Annotated in this window: 22 protein-coding genes and 1 pseudogene; 16 read left to right on the forward strand and 7 right to left on the reverse strand. The window is 68.0% G+C overall.

Features of this window, described 5'->3' with window-relative positions:
- Positions 1-20: 20 nt before the first annotated feature.
- The gene (locus JWS14_RS13275) at positions 21-1,094 is read right to left on the reverse strand and encodes an NAD(P)H-dependent amine dehydrogenase family protein (protein ID WP_072948030.1); all 1,074 of its coding nucleotides are present in this window, start codon (positions 1,092-1,094) and stop codon (positions 21-23) included.
- Positions 1,095-1,201: 107 nt separating this feature from the next.
- Here JWS14_RS13275 and JWS14_RS13280 point away from each other — a divergent pair, with 107 nt between their 5' ends.
- The 7 genes and pseudogenes from JWS14_RS13280 to JWS14_RS13310 all read left to right on the forward strand — a co-directional run bounded on the left by JWS14_RS13280 (position 1,202) and on the right by JWS14_RS13310 (position 6,276).
- On the forward strand, positions 1,202-2,086 hold the full coding sequence (locus tag JWS14_RS13280) for an aminoglycoside phosphotransferase family protein (RefSeq protein ID WP_206013459.1): 885 nt from the start codon (positions 1,202-1,204) through the stop codon (positions 2,084-2,086).
- Between the two features lie 89 nt (positions 2,087-2,175).
- Positions 2,176-2,526, forward strand: a complete 351-nt coding sequence (locus tag JWS14_RS13285) for a YrdB family protein (protein WP_206013460.1) — start codon at positions 2,176-2,178, stop codon at positions 2,524-2,526.
- A 268-nt stretch (positions 2,527-2,794) separates the two neighbouring features.
- Entirely contained in the window at positions 2,795-4,027 is a 1,233-nt protein-coding gene (locus tag JWS14_RS13290; RefSeq protein ID WP_072948129.1) for an alkane 1-monooxygenase, read from the forward strand.
- Complete coding sequence (locus JWS14_RS13295) at positions 4,027-4,194, forward strand: rubredoxin (RefSeq protein ID WP_072948026.1); 168 nt, start codon at positions 4,027-4,029, stop codon at positions 4,192-4,194. Before JWS14_RS13290 ends, JWS14_RS13295 begins: the two co-directional genes overlap by 1 nt.
- 1 nt (position 4,195) lies before the next feature.
- Positions 4,196-4,381: a rubredoxin gene (locus JWS14_RS13300; protein ID WP_012689462.1), complete on the forward strand. Its 186-nt coding sequence runs from the start codon at positions 4,196-4,198 to the stop codon at positions 4,379-4,381.
- Positions 4,378-5,640, forward strand: a complete 1,263-nt coding sequence (locus JWS14_RS13305; protein WP_206013461.1) for an NAD(P)/FAD-dependent oxidoreductase — start codon at positions 4,378-4,380, stop codon at positions 5,638-5,640. The genes JWS14_RS13300 and JWS14_RS13305 overlap by 4 nt, the downstream gene beginning before the upstream one ends.
- 10 nt (positions 5,641-5,650) lie before the next feature.
- Positions 5,651-6,276: pseudogene (locus tag JWS14_RS13310) on the forward strand (TetR/AcrR family transcriptional regulator).
- Positions 6,277-6,308: 32 nt separating this feature from the next.
- Here JWS14_RS13310 and JWS14_RS13315 read toward each other — a convergent pair.
- The 3 genes from JWS14_RS13315 to JWS14_RS13325 form a co-directional block, all read right to left on the reverse strand.
- Positions 6,309-7,487, reverse strand: coding sequence for a 4-hydroxybenzoate 3-monooxygenase (locus tag JWS14_RS13315; protein ID WP_206013463.1), 1,179 nt, complete (start codon positions 7,485-7,487; stop codon positions 6,309-6,311).
- A 91-nt stretch (positions 7,488-7,578) separates the two neighbouring features.
- Entirely contained in the window at positions 7,579-8,316 is a 738-nt protein-coding gene (locus tag JWS14_RS13320) for an IclR family transcriptional regulator (RefSeq protein WP_095862281.1), read from the reverse strand.
- A 16-nt stretch (positions 8,317-8,332) separates the two neighbouring features.
- Entirely contained in the window at positions 8,333-10,399 is a 2,067-nt protein-coding gene (locus JWS14_RS13325; RefSeq protein WP_206013464.1) for an acyltransferase family protein, read from the reverse strand.
- A 230-nt stretch (positions 10,400-10,629) separates the two neighbouring features.
- Between JWS14_RS13325 and JWS14_RS13330 the strand changes: the two genes are divergently transcribed.
- The 3 genes from JWS14_RS13330 to JWS14_RS13340 all read left to right on the forward strand — a co-directional run bounded on the left by JWS14_RS13330 (position 10,630) and on the right by JWS14_RS13340 (position 12,889).
- Positions 10,630-11,907 (forward strand): MFS transporter, encoded by a 1,278-nt coding sequence (locus JWS14_RS13330; protein WP_206013465.1) that lies wholly within the window; start codon positions 10,630-10,632, stop codon positions 11,905-11,907.
- Positions 11,908-11,997: 90 nt separating this feature from the next.
- Positions 11,998-12,471: a VOC family protein gene (locus tag JWS14_RS13335; protein WP_095862280.1), complete on the forward strand. Its 474-nt coding sequence runs from the start codon at positions 11,998-12,000 to the stop codon at positions 12,469-12,471.
- Positions 12,472-12,496: 25 nt separating this feature from the next.
- Positions 12,497-12,889, forward strand: a complete 393-nt coding sequence (locus JWS14_RS13340; protein WP_095862717.1) for a VOC family protein — start codon at positions 12,497-12,499, stop codon at positions 12,887-12,889.
- Here JWS14_RS13340 and aztA read toward each other — a convergent pair.
- Complete coding sequence (gene aztA, locus JWS14_RS13345) at positions 12,870-13,505, reverse strand: zinc ABC transporter ATP-binding protein AztA (protein ID WP_206013466.1); 636 nt, start codon at positions 13,503-13,505, stop codon at positions 12,870-12,872. The genes JWS14_RS13340 and aztA overlap by 20 nt on opposite strands.
- Before the next feature lie 18 nt (positions 13,506-13,523).
- Here aztA and aztB point away from each other — a divergent pair, with 18 nt between their 5' ends.
- The 4 genes from aztB (at position 13,524) to aztD (ending at position 17,834) form a co-directional block, all read left to right on the forward strand.
- Positions 13,524-14,378 (forward strand): zinc ABC transporter permease AztB, encoded by an 855-nt coding sequence (gene aztB, locus JWS14_RS13350; RefSeq protein WP_206013467.1) that lies wholly within the window; start codon positions 13,524-13,526, stop codon positions 14,376-14,378.
- A 12-nt stretch (positions 14,379-14,390) separates the two neighbouring features.
- Positions 14,391-15,653 (forward strand): ABC transporter, encoded by a 1,263-nt coding sequence (locus JWS14_RS13355; protein WP_206013468.1) that lies wholly within the window; start codon positions 14,391-14,393, stop codon positions 15,651-15,653.
- A gap of 5 nt (positions 15,654-15,658) precedes the next feature.
- The gene (aztC, locus tag JWS14_RS13360) at positions 15,659-16,570 is read left to right on the forward strand and encodes a zinc ABC transporter substrate-binding protein AztC (protein WP_206016006.1); all 912 of its coding nucleotides are present in this window, start codon (positions 15,659-15,661) and stop codon (positions 16,568-16,570) included.
- A 76-nt stretch (positions 16,571-16,646) separates the two neighbouring features.
- On the forward strand, positions 16,647-17,834 hold the full coding sequence (aztD, locus tag JWS14_RS13365; RefSeq protein ID WP_206013469.1) for a zinc metallochaperone AztD: 1,188 nt from the start codon (positions 16,647-16,649) through the stop codon (positions 17,832-17,834).
- Between the two features lie 9 nt (positions 17,835-17,843).
- Here aztD and JWS14_RS13370 read toward each other — a convergent pair whose 3' ends face one another.
- Together JWS14_RS13370 and JWS14_RS13375 are read right to left on the reverse strand one after the other, a co-directional pair.
- Positions 17,844-18,263, reverse strand: a complete 420-nt coding sequence (locus JWS14_RS13370) for a carboxymuconolactone decarboxylase family protein (RefSeq protein ID WP_095862716.1) — start codon at positions 18,261-18,263, stop codon at positions 17,844-17,846.
- 43 nt (positions 18,264-18,306) lie between these two features.
- The gene (locus tag JWS14_RS13375; RefSeq protein WP_241031333.1) at positions 18,307-19,047 is read right to left on the reverse strand and encodes an alpha/beta hydrolase; all 741 of its coding nucleotides are present in this window, start codon (positions 19,045-19,047) and stop codon (positions 18,307-18,309) included.
- A gap of 233 nt (positions 19,048-19,280) precedes the next feature.
- On the opposite strand from JWS14_RS13375, the gene JWS14_RS13380 reads away from it, so the two are divergent.
- Entirely contained in the window at positions 19,281-20,441 is a 1,161-nt protein-coding gene (locus JWS14_RS13380; protein ID WP_206013470.1) for an RNA-guided endonuclease InsQ/TnpB family protein, read from the forward strand.
- Between the two features lie 259 nt (positions 20,442-20,700).
- Positions 20,701-21,528: an acyl-CoA dehydrogenase family protein gene (locus JWS14_RS13385; RefSeq protein ID WP_241031334.1), complete on the forward strand. Its 828-nt coding sequence runs from the start codon at positions 20,701-20,703 to the stop codon at positions 21,526-21,528.
- The last annotated feature ends 23 nt before the right edge of the window (positions 21,529-21,551 follow it).

The following is a 21,551-nucleotide window of genomic DNA, read 5'->3' on the forward strand; positions in this document are numbered from 1 at the left end:
CACGGGCGGTTAACAAGTACTCACGGGTGCGAAGCGCGACCGGTGACGAGGGGCAGGTCGAGTGCGGTCACCAGCCCGGGCTTCGCCTCGACCACTGCGGGCACCGAATTCACCAGCCGCATCGCGGTGACGATCATCCCCGACACGTTGTGGTCGCCGTGCTCGCCGTGGTGGTTGAACTCGACGGACATCACGGGCTCGCCCGTGATGTCGATGCGGTAGCACCCGTCGCCGCGAGTGGGCTTCGGCCAGTCGGGTTTCTGTTCGGGGTGGGTGCGGGTGACGTGCTCGAGGACCACGCGCGGCACCCCGTCGACCGTGCCGACGACTTCGAACCGCACCGCCGCCGCAGTTCCCTTCGCGATGTGGCACGACAGAATGTCGAGGTCGTCGTCGGCGGGGATGCGTTCGAATTTCTCCACCAGCGGTTCGTCGAGTGTGAGGCCCAGTCCCGCGGCGATCTGGCGGACGACGCTCCCCCACGCCAGCGACAGCACGCCCGGCTGGAACAGCATCGGCGTCTCCTCGACGGGTTTGCCGAAGCCGAAGATCTCGCTCATCACCACCGGCTGGTAGTAGGTGGAGTAATCGGCGATCTCGGAGCACCGCACCTCGTCGATCCGCTGCGACAGGCTGGTCATGGCCAGCGGGAGAACGTCGTTCGCGAACCCGGGGTCGATACCGTTCACGTGGAGGCTCGCGCCTCCCTGTTCGCCGGCGCGGCGGATGCGGTCGACGAGTTCGTCCGGCACCACCCCGATCGGGTACTGCAACAGAACGGGTCCCGAAGACACGACGTTGATGCCCGCCTCGAGGAACGCGATCAGGTCCTCGATGGCGTCGAAGATGCGGTCGTCCGTCATCGCGGTGTGCACGATGCAGTCCGGTTTCAGTGCGAGAAGTGCCGCCCTGTCTTCGGTCGCCTTGACGCCGAGTTCTCTTCCGAGGCCCGCCAGTTCCCCGGCGTCCTTCCCGACCTTCTCGGGGTTGGACACCCACACGCCGACCAGTTCGAGGTCGTCGCGGGCGTCGATGCCTGCGATGGCGTGACGCCCGACCGTACCGGTGGACCATTCGACGACGCGGTAGCTCATGAGTTCTCTCTCCGAGTTTCAGAAGTAGTACCCCTCCCGCGAATGTAACAGGTTCTAGTTTGCGCCGGTGCGCGATTGCAGAACAGTTCGCGAGGCACAATGCGGGTGTGCCAGATCTGGAACTGCCGACGAACCTCGTGCGAGAGATGGCCGAGTTCGACTCCCCCGACGCGCCGCGCCGAACGTGGCTGGCCGACCTCCCTGCCGTCGTCGAAACGGTGAGTCGGGAGTGGTCACTGGACGTCGGTCGCCCGTTCCAACCCGGCGGCGTGACGTCCTGGACGGCGCCCGCACGCACAATCGCCGGCGAACGCGTGGTGCTGAAGATCGGCTGGCGACACGACGAGGCACTGCACGAGGCGGACGGACTCGCGGCATGGAACGGTGGCGGCGCCGTCCGACTGCTCGACTACCGCGTGCTCGACCACACCACGGCCTTGCTCCTCGAATCCTGCGAACCCGGCACCCCGCTGTCCGACGTCCGGCCGCCCGAGGCACAGGACGTCGTGATTGCCGGGTTGCTGCGCAGGCTGTGGATCGAACCAGCCGCCGACAACCCGTTCCGCCCGCTTGCCGGCATGTGCGACGTGTGGGCCGACGAGTTCGAGGAGAAACTCGCCCGCGCACCACGCCTGGATCCGGGCCTCGCGCGAACCGGCATGGAACTGTTCCGCGAACTACCGCGGACGGCAACGCAGTCGCGGCTGCTGTGCACGGACCTTCACCCCGACAACGTGCTGTCCGCCGCGCGTGAGCCGTGGCTGATGATCGATCCCAAACCGCATGTCGGGGATCCGACGTACGACGTGCTGCAGCACATGCTCGACCATGTCGACCGCCTCGCCGCCGACCCCGTCGGATTCTCGAACCGGATGGCCGGCCTGCTCGACCTCGACTGCGAGCGGCTACGCCTGTGGATATTCGCACGCTGCGTGGAGGGTTCGATCGACGAGCCCCGGCTCTCCCGCGTCGCCGTCATGCTTCGCCCGTGAGTACTTGTTAACCGCCCGTGGTTAATAACTACTCACGGGCCCCGATCTGCACCAGCCTCGCTTCCACCGCACGCATCTAAGCTGGATCGATGAGCGAAGCCGGCGCGCAACGAGTGGGCGCTCTCGACGTCGTGGCGTTCGCCTGTGAGATCGCGATGCTGGTCCTGCTCGCCGTCGCGGGGTGGTCGCTCGCGAACTCGACGGTCGTGCAGGTGGCACTCGCGGTGCTCCTCCCGGTGGCAGCGGCCGTGATCTGGGGTGTCGCGATGGCCCCGAAATCGACCCGACGACTACCCAACCCAGCGCGACTGGTCGCCCAGACCGTACTGTTCGCGGCGACCGGCGTGCTCGTCGCATTCGCCGGTCACCAATGGTGGGGGCTGGCCTTCGCCGTCGTGGCGACGGCGACGTTCGCGGCGCGCTCGCGCACGCCGGAGTAGAGGACTACCAGCGGTACCCGAGCAGGCCGAGAACGAATTCGAGCCAGTCGGGCAGTCCCGGGTCGCGGAACATCGAGTGCCTCCTCCGCACGGCGAAACAGTGTCGCACTTTCTATCGGCCGGGGTGACCCCGGTGTTAGAGCGCTGCCCATGTCGGGATTTACAAATAGCTAGTTTTGTCTAGACCCTGGATCGAAGTCCGTGTACTGTCCAACTGAGAGTGAGCTGGTTCATACCGCGACAGCTACTGGACGAGGAGGTTCGGACCGTGACGACGTCGGATATCGGCAGGACGACAGAGGAAGCACCCCCGGACGCTTGGCGCGACCGCAAGCGCTACCTGTGGCTGATGGGGTTGATACCCCCGACCGCGCTGTTCCTCGCCGCAGGGCTCGTGTGGGCCTTCAACCAACTCGGATGGTCGGCGGCGGCTCCGGTGTGGTGGTGGATCGGCGCGCTGTTGCTGTTCATCGTGCTCCCGGTCCTCGACAGGTTCTTCGGACCCGACGGCCAGAACCCGCCCGAGGAAGTGATGGAACAGCTCGAGAACGACAGATACTACCGGTACTGCACGTACGTGTTCATCCCGTTCCAGCTGGCGAGCCTGGTGTTCGCGTGCTACCTCTGGTCGGCGGACAGCCTGTCCTGGCTCGGCATCGACGGCGGCCTCGGGCTGTGGTCGAAGATCGGTGTCGCGTTCAGCGTCGCCGTCATGGGCGGCATCGGCATCAACACCGCCCACGAGATGGGCCACAAGAAGACCGACCTCGAACGCTGGCTGGCCAAGATCACTCTCGCGCAGACCTTCTACGGCCATTTCTACATCGAGCACAACCGCGGCCACCACGTCCGGGTCGCGACACCCGAGGACCCGGCGAGTTCACGTTTCGGAGAAAGCTTCTGGGCGTTCCTGCCCCGCAGCGTGTGGGGAAGCCTGAAGTCGTCGTGGGAGCTCGAGAAGACTCGAATGCAACGACTCGGCAAGAGCACGTGGAGCATTCACAACGACGTTCTCAATGCGTGGCTCATGTCGGTGGTGCTGTTCGGCGCGCTCACCGCGATATTCGGTCCGGTCGTCATCCCGTTCCTGATCATCCAGGCCGTCTACGGTTTCTCGCTCCTCGAAACGGTCAACTACCTCGAGCACTACGGCCTGATGCGTCAGAAGACGGCCAGCGGCCGCTACGAGCGCTGCGCACCCGCGCACAGCTGGAACTCCGACCACATCGTGACCAACATCTTCCTGTACCACCTGCAGCGCCACAGTGACCACCACGCGAACCCGACGCGGCGGTACCAGACGCTGCGGAGCATGGACGGCGCCCCCAACCTGCCCAGCGGATACGCCAGCATGATCACGCTCGCGTACTTCCCGCCGCTGTGGCGCAAGGTGATGGACCACCGGGTGCTCGACCACTACGACGGCGACATCACCCGCGTGAACATCCAACCCGGTAAGCGCGAGAAGGTTCTGGCCAAGTACGACGGCGGGGTTCGGTGATGGCCGCCTACCGGTGCCCGGTCTGCGACTACGTCTACGACGAAGCGTCCGGCGCACCCCGTGAAGGATTCCCCGCCGGCACCCCATGGGCCGATGTGCCCGACGACTGGTGCTGCCCCGATTGCGGGGTCCGCGAGAAGATCGATTTCGAAACGAAGGTGGCATGACATGAGTACCGATTTCAAGCTTTTTCGCTGCGCCCAGTGCGGATTCGAGTACGACGAGGCCGAGGGCTGGCCGGAGGACGGCATCGAGCCAGGCACCCGGTGGGACGACATCCCCGACGACTGGTCGTGCCCCGACTGCGGGGCCGCCAAGGCCGATTTCGACATGGTCGAGGTCAGCCGGGCATGAGTCCTTCCACGGAACTGTCGACGGTCGTCATCGTCGGGTCCGGCATCGCCGGGGCGAGCGCCGCGCAGACGCTCCGCTCTGAAGGTTTCACCGGGCGCGTCGTCCTGATCGGCGACGAACCCGCGCCGCCGTACCGACGTCCGACGGTGTCGAAGGATCTCCTGTCGGGTGCCACGGCGGCGGAGAAGACGGCACTGAGGCCCGACTCGTTCTGGAAAGAACAAGACATCGAATTGGTCACCGGTGCAACGGCAGTCGAACTCGACGCACGACGGAAGGTGCTGACACTCTCGTCCGGCGAGACACTGCACTTCAGTGCACTGCTGCTCGCGACGGGCGGCCGGGCGCGCCGACTCGACGGCGTCTCCGGTGCGGACGTCTTCACCCTTCGGTCGATGGTCGATGCGGATTCGCTTCGGGAGTCGATTCGGCGCACAGGTTCGCTCCTCGTGATCGGCGGGGGTCTCATCGGATGCGAGGTCGCCGCGACGGCGCGGTCGCTGGGCGCGGACGTCACCGTTCTCGAACGGGACGCGTCGCTCCTCAGTCGCATCGTGCCCCCGGACGTCTCGACGATAATCGCCTCGCTGCACTCCGAGAACGACGTCGACGTCTGCACGAACGTCACGCTCGCCTCGCTGGACGTGGGCGACGACGGCGCCGCCCTGGCCACCGCGGCCGATGGTCGCACCTGGAGTGCCGGGACCGTCCTCGTGTCGGTCGGCACCGTCCCCGAGGTGTCGCTGGCCGTCGCGGCGGGCCTGCGGGTCCACAACGGCATCACCGTCGACGAGCTGTTCCGCACGTCGGCCGACGGCGTGTTCGCCGCCGGCGACGCCGCCAACATTCCCGGGGCGCGCGGCGACGAGCGGTATCGCTCCGAACACTGGAACGGCGCTCAGGCACAAGGGATTGCCGCCGCGCACTCCATCCTCGGCAATCCCACACCGTTCACGGACGTTCCTTGGGGGTGGTCCACGCAGTACGGCCACACCGTGCAATTCGCAGGCGCAACCCGTGTCGACGACGACTACGTGGTCCGCGGTTCGATCGCGGATCGCGATTTCACGGCGGTCGCGGTGCGCGAGGACACCCCGGTCGGGGCCATCGCCGTCGGCCGTCCGAAAGACCTCCGGACCGTGCGCACGATGATCGCCCGGGGCGGCACGGTCGACCGCCTCGCGTTGGCTGACGAGTCGGTCGCCCTGACGGACGTGCTCGCCGGCGACCGGGAAGGCTTGGCAACACCCGCCCGCTAGCATCGACCTCATGTCCGCACACGACCGCGCCGAACGACAGAGCCGGTACCGGCTCGCCGCGACGTCGCTGATGCGGGAGACGACCCTCGATGCGCTGCGGGAACTTCTCCTCGAACGTCCGTGGCCGACGATCACCATGACCGACGTCGCGGTCGCCGCCGGCATGAGCAGGCAGACGATCTACAAGGAGTTCCGCTCGCGGCGCGGCCTGGCGGAGGGATACGCCCTTCGGCTGACCGACAGCCTCGTCACCGTCATCGAGTCCGCGCTGTACGACAACCCCGACGACGTGACAACCGCTCTGCGGCAAGGCTATGCGACGTTCTTCGCACTCAGCGGCGCCGATCCCCTGGTGTTGTCGCTGCACCAGGGGCAGGCGCCCGAGGATCTGCTGCGCCTGATCACCACGGACAGCGACATCATCATCCGGCCCGCGGCCGAGCGGCTCGCCGAGACGTTGCAGCGGTCGTGGGTGAACGCCTCCCCCGAAGACGCGGACATCCTCGCGCACGCCATCGTCCGGCTTGCCTTGAGTTTCATAGCCAACCCGCCGGAAGACACCGCGACGGCATCGGCGAACACGGCCCGGCTCTTTGCCCCCTTCTTGCGGCTCCGCCACCCGTGAGTACTTATTAACCGCCCCACGTTAATAAGTACTCACGGGCGCGTCAGCGCAAAGGAGTGCCGACGTAGTTCTCCGCGATGAGGGTGCGACCGGCGGCGGAGCGGGTGACCATGTCGAGTTCGGCGACCTGCCGCTTGTGGCCGAAGCCGGTGTCGTCGGGGAGGCGGTGCAGCATCGAGGACATCCACCAGGAGAAGTGCTGGGTCCGCCACACGCGCGGGAGGACGCTGTCGGTGTAGCCCTCGAGCCCGGCGCGGCTGCGGGTGGCGAAGTACTCGGACATCGCCTCGGACAGGAAGTAGACGTCTGCGATGGCGAGGTTCATGCCCTTCGCGCCGGTGGGGGGCACGGTGTGGGCGGCGTCGCCGGCGAGGAAGAGGTTGCCGTGCTGCATGGGTTCGCACACGAAGCTGCGGAACTGGAGGATCGACTTCTGGAAGATCTTGCCGTCCTTGATCTCTGCGCCTTCGCCGTCGACGCGGGCGTGCAGTTCGGACCAGATGCGGTCGTCGGACCAGTTGTCGACGGAGTCATCGGGGTCGACCTGCAGGTAGTGCCGCTGGACGTCGGGGGTGCGGGTGCTGATGAGCGCGAAGCCTCGCGGGTGGTTGGCGTAGATCAGTTCCTCGGAGGACGGCGGAGCCTCGGCGAGGATGCCGAACCAGGCGAACGGGTACTGCCGGAAGTGGTCGGTGCGCACGGTGGTTTCGGGGATGAGGCCGCGGGTCGTGGTCCGCGAGCCGTCGCAGCCGGCGACGAGTGCGCACGTCAGGGTTTGCTCGTTGCCGGCGGCGTCGACGTACGTGATCTTCGGGTTGTCGGTGGTGTGGCCGTGCACCTGTACGTCGGAGACGCCGAAGCGGATGTCGCCGTCGTCTTCGAGACGCCGGGCGATGAGGTCCTTCAGGACCTCGTGCTGCGGGTAGACGGTGACGGCGCGGCCGCCCGTCAGTTCGTCGAAGTCGATGCGGTGGCCGCGGCCGCCGAAGCGCAGTTCGATGCCGTGGTGGGTGAGTCCTTCACGCTTGACGCGGTCGCCGAGTCCGGTGTCGACCATGAGGTCGACGGTGTTCTGCTCGAGCACACCGGCCCGGATGGTGCCCTCCACATCCTCGCGGGTGCGGCTTTCGAGCACGACGGAATCGATGCCCTTCAGGTGCAGGAGATGGGAGAGCATCAGTCCTGCTGGGCCCCCGCCGACGATCCCGACCTGTGTGTTCATGAGCAGACTCCTCGCGTAGTTCGTGACACCAGTCACTGTCCTTCGAAGAAGCGGCCCGCAACACCCCTGCTTTCACTGAGTGAAAGACGAGCTACGCGACGCCACGGGAAATGCCCCGCGCCGCCGCCCGCACGGCCGGGATCAGGGGCGCGGGATCCTTCTCCGCCGGAACCACGACGGACACCGCGGCCACCACCTCCCCCGTCGACCGCGACACCGGCGCGGCCACGGCGAGCGTTCCGATGTTGAGGTGTTCACGGCACGTGACCCACCCGGTCCGGCGGATGTCGTCGAGGGTGCTGCGCAGCCGATGTTCGGTGGTGATGGTCGACGGGGTGAAGCGTTCGAGGCCCGCCGCGAGGACCCCGTCGAGCAGGTCCTTGCCGCCGAACGCCAGCAGCACGAGACCGCCGCTCGACGCGTGCAGCGGCAGCCGGCCACCGGCCCTGCCGACGACGGTCACGGCCCCGCGCGCCGACAACCGCTCGATGTACAGCGCCTCGAGATCTTCCCGGACCACGAGCTGCACGTTCTCGCGTGTCGCCTCGTACAGGTCCTCGAGATACGGCAACGCCACCTGCCGCAGCCCGTGGGCGCGGGGCGCGAGCGCACCCAACTCCCACAGCCGCACCCCGATCTCGTAGTGCCCGTCGTCGACGCGTTCGAGCGCGCCGTTGGCGACGAGCTGACGGCACAGCCGGTGCACGGTGGGCAGCGGCAGCCCGGTGCGACGGCTCAGCTCCGACTGCGACAGCCGCGGACGTTCCGACGTGAACGACCCCAGCACCAGGAAGGCCCGTCCCAGCATGCTGCGGTCGTCTTCGGACATGCCGTCAGTATCCCGGTCACCACCAGCGGGTGGCCATGCCGACCTGCCGGTCCAGTTCGGGGGCGAGGCTCCGGACATACGTCGCCGAGAGGTGGTGCGAATCGTGGTAGACGAGGATGTTTCCCTGCACCGCACGGCAGATCGCCACGTCACAGACGGCGTCGGTGAGGTCGAGCGGATGCACCGACGGCAGGTCGCGGGCCGCCTCGACCGTCGGGTTGTCCGGGGCCAGCACGTCGTCGCGGGGCAGTCCGCAACTGTCGGCGTCGCCGCCGTCGGCCAGGCAGTCGACCGCCGAATACGGGACGCCGTCGTGGTGCAGCCACGGGGTGTCGCGAATGCCGAGGAACGGGAGCCCGAAATCGGCGAGCCGCTCCCACAGGCCCACGTAGTCGGTGGGGGTGACGTCGCCGGCCCCCTCCTCGTTGGGACGCGAGGACGTCGAGAACACCCAGTCCGGCCGGTGGTCACGCAGCCGGTCCAGGACGTCGCGGGACCAGTCGCCGCAGTCGGGATACGGCTCGCCGGCGAGCAGCGGGACGTCCGCGACGGTCAGCGGGCACCCCATCTTGAGATACGTCTCGACACGGATGCCGCGCTGCTGCCCGATGCGGTCGAGCGCGGGCATCCAGTGCTCGGCGTGGGAACTGCCCACCACGGCGATCGTCCGATCGGCGGTGACGTCGCCGTACACGCAGGTCACGACGTCGCGGGTGCTCAGATCGGAGATACAGCCGTCGACGGTCGGCGGCGGAAGATCTCCCGGCGCCTCGAGCAGGGTGGGCCGCATGTCGGTGCGCGGCGCGAACGCGCCGTCGGTCAGCGACGCCGCGCCCGGGTACAGCCACGGGTCCAGCTCGCCGACCCGCGCGGTGGTCTCCGGGTTGCGGGCGAGGTACGCGTGCCAGCCGGACGCCGAACCGACCACGGCGACGCCGAGGATCGCGATCAGCGCGGTGAGCGCCCGACCCGGACGGGCCGACCCCGTCTGGAACCGCGTTTCGATCAGCCGCTGGGTGAGCCACGCCAGCACCAGCGACACGAGGATCACCGCGAGTCCGCCGAGCGCTCCGACCGCGGGCCGCTCCCGCCACGTGAGGTAGAAGATGAGGATCGGCCAGTGCCACAGGTACAGCGAATAGGCCAGGCCACCGAGTTCGACGAACGGCCGCGACGCCATCATCGTCACGACCCCCGGCTGCTCGGACGGTCCGGCACCCGCGAGGATCAGCGCCACCGCCGCGCCGACCGGAATCAGGGCCGCCGGGCCGGGGAACAGGGCGGCGCCGTCGACGAGGAATCCGCACCCGAGCACGACGGCGAACCCCGACACCGCGAGTGCCACCCGCCACCCGCGGGGCAGGTCGACCCGGTGCACGACGAGCGCGAGCAGTGCGCCCGCGAGCAACTCCCACAGTCGCGCGAACGTGTCGAAGTACGCCCACGACTGGCGGTCCTGCGACAGCGTCGCGGCGTAGCCGAACGACACCAGGAACCCCGCACCGAGGATGCCGCCGAGCAGGGGACGCACGAGACCGGTCCGGCGCCGGCACGTCCAGGCCACTCCCGCGACCACCGCGAGCGCGAGCACGTAGAACTGCCCCTGCACGGACATCGACCACAGGTGCTGCAGCGGACTGACGGACGCGTCGGCGGCGGCGTAGTCGGATGCGGTCCGGGCCAGTTGCCAGTTCTGCACGTACAGCAGCGACGCGAGGAGTTGATCGGCGATCCCGGACCATTGTGTGAAGGGCCGCTGCACGACGGTGACGACGGCCGTCGCGGCCGTCACCACCACCAGTGCAGGCAGCAGCCGCCGGGCCGTGCGCCGCAGGACGGCCGCGATGGACACACCGGAGTTCGCACCCACCCGGCGCACGAGCATGCCGGTGAAGAAGAAGCCGGAGAGCACCAGGAAGATGTCGACGCCGCCGGACACCCGCCCGAACCACACGTGATAGACAACGACCAGGGCGATCGCGATGCCGCGCAGTCCGTCGAGGTCGTACCGGTAGCCGCCGGCCGTCGACGGTGACGCGGCGGCGCGCGGACGGCTGGTAGCCACCTGGTGGTTGGTTCTCACAGTCCGTCCTGGCTCATCGACTCGTACCCGGTCGATTATCCACACGGGGTTTACCAAGCCTTGACCAACCGGCGGTGATTTTGGGCGCACGCCCAGGGTCGGCGGACCGCCCACATGTGGAGTGGCCATGTTTGACAGGCAACTATGGCGCGCCACACAATGAGTGCGCCTACAGAACTAGGGTTCGCATCGCGAACGCCCTGCGGAGATCACCGAATGTCGAGGACATCATGACCACTTCCCAACGAAGCGCCGCCCGCGCCTCCACCGCCCTCTGGGTCGCGCCCCTCTGCTGGGTGGCCGTGCTACTCGACGGGTTCGACCTGGTCGTCCTCGGTGCCGTCATCCCCTCGCTCCGCGAGTACAGCGACTGGAATCTGTCGACGGGCGCGATCACGTTCATCTCGACGTTCGGCCTGGTCGGCATGACCATCGGCGCGCTCGTCATCGGCACGCTCACCGACGTCATCGGACGCAGGCGCGCCCTGCTGTACGCGGTGGCGGCGTTCTCGATCCTCACTCTCCTCTGCGCGGTCGCACCTAACCCGTTCCTGTTCGGACTGTTCCGCTTCCTCGCCGGTGTCGGCCTCGGCGGCGCGCTGCCGACCGCGCTCGCCCTCGTCAACGAATTCTCGAAGAAGCAGGGCGGCGGATCCGCGTCGACGCTGCTGATGACCGGATACCACGTGGGTGCCGTCGCGACGGCGGCGCTGGCGATCGTCCTGATCGAACCGTTCGGCTGGCGTTCGATGTTCGTCGTCGGCGCCCTTCCCGCGGTGGTCCTGATCCCGCTGATGCTCCGCCACCTCCCCGAGTCCCCCTCGTACCTGCTGTCGCACGGCAAGCGCGCCGAGGCGGAGGCCATCGCGAAGCAGTACGGCCTTGAACTGGAAGCGGCCCCCGCCGCCGACGCTCCCGTCGCGCCGTCGGCGAACCCGGTGCGCGCCCTGTTCTCGCGGCCGTTCCTGCGCAACAGCATCGCCATCTGGGTCACCTCCTTCATGGGACTTCTGCTCGTCTACGGCCTCAACACGTGGCTGCCGACGATCATGCGCGAGGCGGGTTACGACCTCGGCGCGTCACTGACGTTCCTGCTGATCCTCAACGCCGGCGCGGTGGTCGGACTGCTGATCGCGGGCGGCGTCGCCAACAAGATCGGTCCGCGCACCGCGGCCATCATCTGGTTCGCGGGCGCCGCGGTGTTCCTCGCCCTGCTCAGCGTCAAGGTGTCGTTCGGCATCTACGCCCTGGTGTTCCTCGCCGGTTGCTTCGTGTTCAGCGCACAGGTTCTCGTCTACGCGTTCACGAGCGCCAACCACCCGCCGCAGATCCGCGCGACCGCCCTCGGCTGGTCGGCGGGTGTCGGCCGGGTCGGCGCGATCTGCGGCCCGATCCTCGGCGGTGTCCTGCTGGGCGCCGGCTACGCGGTCCCGTGGGGGTTCTATGCCTTCGCCCTGGTCGGGCTGCTCGGAGCGATCGCCATCTCGTCCACCCGGACGGTGCACTGAACTCCTGACAGCGGTCCGATGAGTTTCGGGCGCAGGCGCGGTCTATATCGGCGAGGATGAACCGACGAGGACCCGCGAGAGGAATGCGCCATGAAACCCATCACCCCCTGTCTCTGGTTCGACACTCGAGGCGAAGAGGCCGCGAAGTTCTACACCTCCCTGTTCCCGAACTCGCGGATCACGGAGGTCACCCACTACGGTCCGAACACTCCCGGCCCGGAGGGACAGGTGCTGACCGTGTCCTTCGAGATCAACGGACAACCGTTCATCGCGCTCAACGGCGGCCCGCAGTTCACGTTCGACGAGGCCATCTCCTTCGAGATCCTGTGTGCCGACCAGGAAGAAGTGGACCGGTACTGGGACGCCTTCACCGACGGCGGCGAGGAGAGCCAATGCGGTTGGGTCAAGGACCGTTTCGGCGTGTCCTGGCAGGTGGTCCCAGAGCGGCTGTACGAACTCATGCGCGACCCGGACGACGCGAAGGTGCAGCGTGCCATGCAGGCGATGCTGAAGATGCGCAAACTCGACGTCGCCGAACTCGAGAAGGCAGCCGAGCAGGCGTGACGCCTACCGACGGGAGGTGGACGGCATGACCGAAGACGGCAAGACCCACATCAACGGGGTGCACACGGTGGCGGTTCCCGTGACCGATCAGGATCGGTCGCTCGAATTTTATGTGGGCACACTCGGTTTCGAGCGTCGCATGGATGCGGAGTTCAGCCCCGGTCAGCGGTGGGTGGAGGTGGCGCCGCCGGGTTCGGCCACGTCGATCGCGCTCGTGCCCACCCGTGACGGTGTCCCGGTGGGCGTCGAGACCGGCATCCGGCTCACCACCTCGGACGCCGACGCCGACCATGCCACCCTGTCGGCGAGCGGCGTCGACGTGGATGCGGAGGTCCTGCGGATGGGCGACTACGTGCCGCCCATGTTCTACTTCCGCGATCCGGACGGCAACAAACTCGTCATCGTCGAAGTGGGGTGAGCGGCATCCCCGCCGACAGGGTCAGCACCTGATCGGCGCGTTCCGCGTCGCCGGAGTCGTGCGTGGCCGTCACGACGATCGCACCCCGCGCGGCCTCTTCGCCGACGACGTCGCCGATCACCGCGCGGGCGTGCGCGTCGAGTCCGGTGGTCGGCTCGTCGAGGAGCAGCAGGTCGCCGCGTTGCACGAGTGCCTGCGCGAGCAGGGCGCGTTGACGCTGCCCGCCCGAGAGCGCGCCGATCGGCCGCGCGCCGAGATCCGCGAGACCCAGCCTGCTCAGCGCCCCGTCGACGGCGTCGCGGTCGCCGGGGGTGAGCCGCCGCCACACTCCGCGCCGTTGCCAGGCGCCCATGGCCACCACCTCACGCACGGTCAGCGGTAGCTGTTCGCTCACCGCATGTCGTTGCGGCACATACGCCGTGCGCAGCCCGTCCGTGCCGTCGATCCGCCCCGACGTGACACGCGCGATGCCGGCGAGGCACTGCAGGAGTGTCGACTTCCCCGAACCGTTGTGTCCCACCACGGCCGTGACGGTGCCCGGTGTGAGGCACACACTCACACCGTTCAACGCCGGGGTCGAACCGTATCGGACCGCGATTTCGCTTACGACAATCATTATCGTTAGATTAGCAGAGTGGAATGGCTACTCGACCCCCTGACGGTGTCCTTCGTCCAGCGCGCCCTGTTCGCGGGCATGCTGGTGTCCGTCCTCTGCGGACTCGTCGGCACGTGGGTCGTGTTGCGGGGCATGGCCTTCATGAGCGAGGCCATCTCGCACGGCATGCTGCCCGGCGTGGCAGTTGCCTATCTCGCGGGCGCCAATCTCCTCGTCGGCGCGGCCGCCAGCGCGGTCGTCATGATTCTCGGCGTCGCGTGGGTGTCGAAGAACTCGCGACTGTCCGAGGACACCGGGATCGGCCTGCTGTTCGTCGGCATGCTCGCACTGGGTGTCGTGATCGTCTCGCGCGCACGATCGTTCGCGGTCGATCTCACCGCCTTCCTCTTCGGTGACGTCCTGTCCGCGACGCGCGGCGACCTGATCTGGCTCGCCGCGGCGGCCGCGGTAGCCGGGATCGTCTCGGTGATCGCGTACCGCCCGTTCGTCGCCCTCGTCTTCGACGAACGCAAGGCCCACACCCTGGGGCTGCGGCCCCGGTGGGCGCACCTCGCCCTGCTCGCGCTCGTGGTCCTCGCCGTGGTCGCGTCGTTCCGCATCGTCGGCACCCTGCTCGTGTTCGGACTTCTCGTCGCTCCGTCGGCCACCGCGGCGCTGTTCGGCAGGTCGATCGGCGCCACGATGGCCATTGCCGTACTGCTCGGCTGGTCCGCGACGCTCACAGGACTGATCGTGTCGTGGAACGCCGACACCGCCGCGGGCGCGACGATCACCGGGCTCGCCGTTCTCCAATTCTTCGTCGCCGCCGTCATCCGGTCGGCATCGCGACGACTCCGACCTGCCGTGTCACCCACTCCGATACCCGTTCGATAGATGGAGCCCCGAATGCCGAACACGACCCTCGCCCGCGCAGCGATTGCCGCGGTCGCCGCGCTGACCGTCGGCGCCTGCGCGTCCCCACCGGAGGAGGCGGCCTCCCCCGGCGGCCTGACCCAGCCGGGTAGCGACCTCGCCGCCGAGGCGGGATCCACCGAGGTGGAGGGGCCGGAACCCCGGCTCGTCGTGTCGGACGCCGACTCCGGCCGCGTGACCGTCCTCGACCTCGCGACCGCCGAGACCCTCCATTCGTTCGAGTACGACAACCCGGCACAGTTGACGACGGTCAAGGACCGCTACGCGTTCGCCGTCGACGGCACCGGCGGCGCCGTGCACGTCGTGGACGCCGGCACCTGGACCATCGACCACGGGGACCACACCCACTCGTACACCAAGGACCCGGTCGAACTCGGCACCCTCGACGGCGCCGGGCCGGCGCGCGTGATCGAGGGCGATGACAAGGTCGCGACGTTCTTCGACGGCGACGGCGTCGCCCGCGTGATCGACTTCGCCGCCCTCCGCAAGGACAGCATCGACGTCGACACGGTCGTGCGGGCCGACGCCCCGCACCACGGGGTCGCCCTGCCGATCGCCGACGGATTCGTGGTCTCGCACTCGGCCGCGACCGGAACCGGCACGCTCGAACTCCACACCACAGACGGTGCGGTCCCGCAGCGCTTCGACACCGCCTGCCCGAACCTGAACGGCGCGGCCGTATCCGACACGCATGTGCTGGGCGCGTGCGAGGACGGACTGTTCCTCGCGACCGCCGGCGACGGCACCTGGACGTCGGAGAAGGTTGCGTACCCGGCGGGCATCGGCGCCGCCACCCGTCCCACCGCGCTCCGCGGACACGACGGCCTGCCGCTTCACGTCGCCTCCGCGGGACCCGCCGCCACCAACGACGGGCTGCTGGTCTTCGATGCGCGCACCCGCGGGTGGACGCACGTCCGGACCCCGGACCGGGCGCTGGACGTCGCGCTGGCGGGCGACGGACGCTCGGTGTTCGCCGTCCTCGCCGACGGCACCTTCCGCGTGTACGACGCGCAGTCCGGCGCGGAGACCGCGTCGTCCCGCGTCCTGGCACGCCCTCACAACCCGAGCCAGGCATCCTCGACCCCACCGGTGATCGTCGTCGGCGGCACCCGCGCGTACGTGTCGGATCCCGCGTCGAAGTCGGTGGCCGAGATCGACTTCCGGGACAACGCCCGGGTCGCGCGAATCCTCGACATCGGCGTCTCTGCGTCCACCCTCGGCGTGGTCGGGCTGTGACGAGGATGCGGCGCCTGCTGCCGCTGGCCCTCCTGACCGCACTCGCGGTGCTGCCGGTGACCGCGTGCACGCCGGGCTCGCCCGACGGTCCCGTCGTGGTCGTGACGACGAACATTCTGGGCGACCTGGTGCAGAACGTCGTCGGCGACCGGGCCGACGTCACGGTGCTGATGCCGAGGGGCGCCGATCCCCATTCGTTCGAGATCTCCGCCTCGGACGCCGCGCGGGTGGAACGCGCCGACCTCCTCGTATCGAACGGGCTCGGCCTCGAGGAAGGAATCGGCAAGACCGTCGACACCGCGCGCGCGGAGGGAGTCCCGATCCTGCAGATCGGTGAGGCCGTGCGACCGATCGAATATCGCTCCGGAAAGTCCTCGGGCACCATGGATCCGCACGTCTGGACCGATCCGGACCGCATGCGGGACGCGGTCGCCCTGATCCGCGACGCGGTGATCGAACACGTGCCGGACATCGACGCGGATGCTGTCCGCACGAACGCGGACGGCTACGCCCGGAAACTCGCGGAACTCACCGCCCGAATGACGGACAGGTTCGCGACCGTCCCGCCCGATCGACGCAAACTGGTGACCAACCATCACGTGTTCGGCTATCTGGCACAGCGTTTCGGCTTCGACACGATCGGGGCGGTGATTCCCAGCGGTACCACCCTGGCGTCGCCCAGCGCGTCGGATCTGTCGGACCTGGCCGCGACCGTCACGGCGGCGAGGGTGCCCGCGATCTTCGTCGACTCCTCCCAGCCCGATCGACTCGCACAGGTGCTGGCGTCGGAAGCACGCGTTCCGGTTGACGTGGTCTCGCTGTTCACGGAATCACTGGGTGAACCCGGCTCGGGGGCCGGCACGTACATCGAGATGATGGATTCCAATTCCCTGGCGATCGCGCAGGGGTTGTCGTAGTCGATGCATCGCCACATGCACACTTACGACTTTGACAACCGTTTGCAAAAAGGGTTACTTCTCCTGGGTGACCCTTATGCGTAGACCCCGACCCACCGCCGTTGCCGCCGTGGCACTCTCGGCGGCACTTCTCACGTCCTGCTCCACCGACTCCGGCACCGCCGAAGCGACCACCACCGACGCGGCCACGCCACGACTGACACTGAGCTACGACGGCGGGGTGCTCGTCCTCGACGCGCAGAGCCTCGACGTGGTCGGCTCGGCCGAGGTGGACGGCTTCACCCGGCTCAACCCCGCGGGCGACGACCGGCACGTGCTGATCAGCACCGGCAACAGCTTCACCGCCCTCGACACCGGAACCTGGACCGACGGCGGCAGCCACTACACCACCGCACCCGCACTCACCGACGTCGCGTTCGAGGCGAAGACGCCCGGGCACGTGGTCCGGCACGACGGCAAGACCGTGCTGTTCGACGACGGCACCGGACTGGTGCGCGTGTTCGACCCGGCCGCACTCTCCCAGGGCACCCCGGACACCACCGAGTTCACGACCCCGGAAGCGCATCACGGTGTGGCCGTGGAACTCTCCGACGGCAGCCTGCTCACCACCGTGGGCAACGAGGACGAGCGCACCGGCATCGTCGTACTCGACCGCGACCGCAAGGAGATCGCGCGCAACGAGGACTGCCCCGGCGTGCACGGGGAGGCCGTTGCCGCCGACGAGACGGTGGTCGTGGGATGCCAGAACGGCCTGCTGATCTACCGGGACGGCGTCATCACCAAGGTGACGAGCCCCGACCCCTACGGGCGCATCGGCAACCAGGCCGGCGACGAGAACTCCCCGATCATGCTGGGCGACTACAAGACCGACCCGGACGCCGAACTCGAACGCCCCGAACGGGTCTCCCTCACCGACACCGCCACGGGACAGCTCACCCTCGTCGACCTGGGCACCAGCTACACGTTCCGGTCGCTCGGGCGCGCCCCGCACGGTGAGGCCCTCGTCCTCGGCACCGACGGCGCCCTGCACGTGATCGACCCGAACACCAAGGCCGTGAGCCGCACCGTCGACATCCTCGAGCCGTGGACCGAGCCAGACCAGTGGCAGTCGCCGCGTCCCGCGCTGTACGTGCAGGACCACACGGCCTACGTGACCGATCCCGCGAACAAGAAGATCCACACGATCGACCTCGACACCTGGTCCGTGTCCGGACACGCCGATCTGCCGGAGACCCCGAACGAGATCACCGGTGTGACAGGCTGAGTCGGGTCGTCAGTCCTGGGATTCGAGCGGTCCCAGTTCCGCGTCGAGCGCCTCCTGCACTACGGCCATCGCCGACAGACCGGCGGGGGCCCCGCAGTAGGCGCTCGCGTGGATCACCGCTTCGACGATCTCGGTGCGGGTCAGACCGTTGCGCAGTGCACCCCGCACGTGGCCCTTCAGCTCACCGTGCGCCCGCAGCGCGATGAGCATGCCGAGGTTGAGGAGGCTGCGGCTGCGACGGTCCAGCCCCGGCCGATTCCACACGGCGTCCCAGACGTGCTCGGTGACGAATTCCTGCAACTGCTCACTGTCGGTCCCCGCGGTCCGGGTGAGCGCCCGCTCGACGAAGTCGTGACCCATCACCTCACGCCGCACCGTCAGACCCGCCTCGACGGCCGGGCTCCGCTTGCCGGTTTCTTCACTGGTCATGGGTTCACTCCTGTTCACGGCGTCCGCGTATTCAGGGGTCACTCTACGAGTCGACTCGATCGGAGTGGACGACCGAGGTGACGCCGCGGGCGGAGTACGCGTGCGGGAGGTGCTCGAGCCCACCCTCGTACCGCAGTCTGCGCGGCAGGAGTCCGTCGGCGGGGTTGACGGTCGCGCGAGTCCGCGATCCGGCGACCCACGACCGCCGGCGTCCGGGCCGCGACACGGGCGCGGTCGCGTCACCCACCCTGACCACGTGCGGCGTGCCGCCGAACCGGATCCGCGCATAGCCGAGCGCGACTGCCAGGGCGTCGTGCACCCCGGCCGCCGTCGCAAGACCGCGCTTCCCGGTGCTCAGCCCGTGCCCGGGGAGATCCGCGACGACGACGTTCACGCCGTTCTCCGCCAACTCCACGGCGAGCGGAGTGAGATACCGCGCGTGGAGTCCGGGCGGCGCGGGCAGCACCACGGTGGCTGCGCCGCTCGACACCACGGTGGCTGCGCCGCCCGACCGTGCCGCGTGGACCTCGGCGTGCACGGCTCCGGTGGCCGCGGGAATCTGGACGTGTTCGAGGCCGCGGCCGTCGACTCCGACGAATTCGGACGCCGGCTCCAGCGCGGCCTCGCAGGCGATGCGGCGTTCCAGGGCATCCTCTCTGCGCAACAGGGGTTTCCCCTGCAGCAGGATCATGACGGCCGCCGACTCCCGGGCAGTCAGCGTCGGCGCCCAGCCGGTCGCCTCGGTGAGGCGCGTCGAATCGACGACGGTCTCGCCCGCCGTCACCCACTGTCCGGAGTAGATATCGCAGAGACACCGTTGACTGGCTGGTTGGTGGTGGATCAGCAGATGTACGTGATCGGCGTCGCCGTTGCACTCGCTCAGCGGTCACACCGAACTTGTCACACCCCTCTGCCATGATCTCCTCACAGTGAGTGAGCATCGGATCAGAGCGCCTCGCCGATACTCTTTGGACCACAAAATATTCGACCCGGCGCGCGGTGAAGGGGGGTGCGGGTGTGAAACGGGTGGTGAAGATCAAACTCGCACCCACCGACACGCAGGCGCGTGCCCTGCACGAGACTCTGGTGTTGTGTAACACCGCCGCCGACGTGGTGTCGCGAGTCGCGCAGGCGGTCGAGGATCGCCGTGCGTTCGCCCTGCAGAAGACCGTCTACCACCAGTTGAAGGCGTTGGGGCTGTCGGCGCAACCAGCGGTCCGCACGATCAAGAAGGTCGCGGACGCCTACGCGACGCGAGCCGCGAACCTCGCAGCCGGGAATTACGGCCCGCGTGGCGGCAAGCGCGCCACGGATATCGCCGCCACGGCGATCGGGTTCCGCGCGTTGGCGGCGCAACCGTTCGATGATCGGTGCCTCTCCTGGCAACAGCAGGATTCGACGATCAGTATCTGGACGAGCGAAGGCCGACTCAAGGCGGTGCGGTACGTGTGCGCGCCGTGGCAGCGCGAACTGCTGGAGCACCGTTGCGGTGAAACAGATCTCGTGTTCCGCGACAACATGTGGTTCCTCTACGCGGCTGTCGACGTCCCGACACCCGAACCGGTGGTGGTCCAGGAGTTCCTCGGCGTCGATCTGGGGATCGTAAATCTCGCGGTGACCTCCGATGACACTGCGGCGTCGGCGGACTGGTCCGGTGGGGCGGTCACGGCGCGCCGCACCAAGTACGCGCGGACCCGGCGGGCCCTGCAGAAGGTCGGGTCGAAGTCGGCGAAGCGGAAGCTGCGACGGCGTCGTGACAAGGAGCATCGGTACGCCACCGATATCAACCATCAGATTTCGAAGACCATTGTTGCTCAGGCGCAACGCACCGGTCGTGGGATTGTCCTGGAAGACCTTTCCGGGATCCGCGAGCGGGTACGGCTGGCCAAGGCTCAGCGGCAACAACTGCACTCGTGGGCGTATGCACAGTTGCGGGACTTCGTGACCTACAAAGCCGTGTCGGCGGGCGTTCCCCTGGTGGTGATCGATCCACGTAACACCTCGCGGACGTGCTATCCGTGCGGACACGTCGACAAGGCGAACCGGACCACACAGGATCGGTTCGTGTGCCGGATGTGCGGGCATGCCGATCAGGCAGATCACAATGCCGCGTTGAACATCGCCTACCGCGGGTATGTCCAGTACACGATTACGACGCGAAGTCATCGGGCCGTCTAATCAACCGGCCTACAGTCGGCGGGTCCCTGACAGCCAGTCAGGGGCGCGACTGGCAAATCCGGCCCGGCAGGGCCGGATACGTTGATAGCCATCGATACCAATCTCCTCGCGGTGTGCACGATCGGGATACCTCCATTGGTCCGGAGCGTCGCCGATCCGATTTGGTGACCGACGCCGACCAGGCAGGTCTGATAGGCCATCGCTCGTGCCCCTGTGGATATTTCGGAATATCCGGATTGAAAACAATTCGAGGAGTGTCATGACCGCATTGATGGCCCGTGAACACGCAGCGCTGACGTCCTTTCTGCTCGACCTCGCCACCTACCTTGACGAGTCACACCTGCTCACCCTCGACAGCAGAGACAGCGGAGCGATCGGTCGCTTCGGGGCTCAGGCGGCACCGCACTGGCCATCTCCAAAGAATCCGGCGGGCTGGGGCCGTGCGAGTGCAGCGGGCGATCGGGAGCAGGGTCACCCTCATTGGGCGCGGCCACCACCATGCACCATGTGTCGCTCGCCACCCTCAACGGTTCGCGCAGGAAGCAATGGACGAGGACCGATCCTCGCCGGTGCCGAAAGCGACGAGGTACACCTCGAGGACGTCGAGATACCGGCCGACCTCGTCCTCCTCAACGGTGCCGACGACCCGGAGGGGCAACACGAGATGACCGGATATCTGTGGTTCGGGATGCTCGTCACCGCCAACTACCTGGGTGCGGCGAGCGCGCTACTCGAACGACTGCTGGCCGCAGGCAAGGACGACTACGAGGGTTATGTGCGCGCCGCCGCCGATATCGAGAACGCCATGGGCGCCGTCGAGAACATCGCCCGCGCGGTGGACGAGGGCGAACGCGGGCAGGACATCTCGGTGCGTCTCCTCTTCTCGCGCATCGCGATTCGCGACGCGCTGGTCCGCGCGTCCTCGGCGGCCGTCGAATCGCTCGGCGGGATCGCGTTCATCAAGTCCTCCGACATCGGTTACCTCACCGCCGCCGTGCACGCGTTCGCCTTCCATCCGCCGTCGCGGCGGTCGGTCTCCGAATCGCTCGCCAAGTTCCACGCCGGCGACGAGTTCGCCTTCGTCTGAGCGTGCCGCGGTCCGGGCTGTCG

The sequence above is a fragment of the Rhodococcus koreensis genome (assembly GCF_017068375.1).
GTDB lineage: Bacteria > Actinomycetota > Actinomycetes > Mycobacteriales > Mycobacteriaceae > Rhodococcus_F > Rhodococcus_F koreensis.

Bases quoted from the DNA above. Each gene is read 5' to 3' on its own strand.
- JWS14_RS13275 (WP_072948030.1), bottom strand. From the start codon at position 1,094: ATGAGCTACCGCGTCGTCGAATGGTCCACCGGTACGGTCGGGCGTCAC.
- JWS14_RS13285 (WP_206013460.1), top strand. From the start codon at position 2,176: ATGAGCGAAGCCGGCGCGCAACGAGTGGGCGCTCTCGACGTCGTGGCG.
- JWS14_RS13295 (WP_072948026.1), top strand. From the start codon at position 4,027: ATGGCCGCCTACCGGTGCCCGGTCTGCGACTACGTCTACGACGAAGCG.
- JWS14_RS13300 (WP_012689462.1), top strand. From the start codon at position 4,196: ATGAGTACCGATTTCAAGCTTTTTCGCTGCGCCCAGTGCGGATTCGAG.
- JWS14_RS13305 (WP_206013461.1), top strand. From the start codon at position 4,378: ATGAGTCCTTCCACGGAACTGTCGACGGTCGTCATCGTCGGGTCCGGC.
- JWS14_RS13315 (WP_206013463.1), bottom strand. From the start codon at position 7,487: ATGAACACACAGGTCGGGATCGTCGGCGGGGGCCCAGCAGGACTGATG.
- JWS14_RS13320 (WP_095862281.1), bottom strand. From the start codon at position 8,316: ATGTCCGAAGACGACCGCAGCATGCTGGGACGGGCCTTCCTGGTGCTG.
- JWS14_RS13330 (WP_206013465.1), top strand. From the start codon at position 10,630: ATGACCACTTCCCAACGAAGCGCCGCCCGCGCCTCCACCGCCCTCTGG.
- JWS14_RS13335 (WP_095862280.1), top strand. From the start codon at position 11,998: ATGAAACCCATCACCCCCTGTCTCTGGTTCGACACTCGAGGCGAAGAG.
- JWS14_RS13340 (WP_095862717.1), top strand. From the start codon at position 12,497: ATGACCGAAGACGGCAAGACCCACATCAACGGGGTGCACACGGTGGCG.
- aztA (WP_206013466.1), bottom strand. From the start codon at position 13,505: ATGATTGTCGTAAGCGAAATCGCGGTCCGATACGGTTCGACCCCGGCG.
- JWS14_RS13355 (WP_206013468.1), top strand. From the start codon at position 14,391: ATGCCGAACACGACCCTCGCCCGCGCAGCGATTGCCGCGGTCGCCGCG.
- aztC (WP_206016006.1), top strand. From the start codon at position 15,659: ATGCGGCGCCTGCTGCCGCTGGCCCTCCTGACCGCACTCGCGGTGCTG.
- aztD (WP_206013469.1), top strand. From the start codon at position 16,647: ATGCGTAGACCCCGACCCACCGCCGTTGCCGCCGTGGCACTCTCGGCG.
- JWS14_RS13370 (WP_095862716.1), bottom strand. From the start codon at position 18,263: ATGACCAGTGAAGAAACCGGCAAGCGGAGCCCGGCCGTCGAGGCGGGT.
- JWS14_RS13385 (WP_241031334.1), top strand. From the start codon at position 20,701: ATGACCGCATTGATGGCCCGTGAACACGCAGCGCTGACGTCCTTTCTG.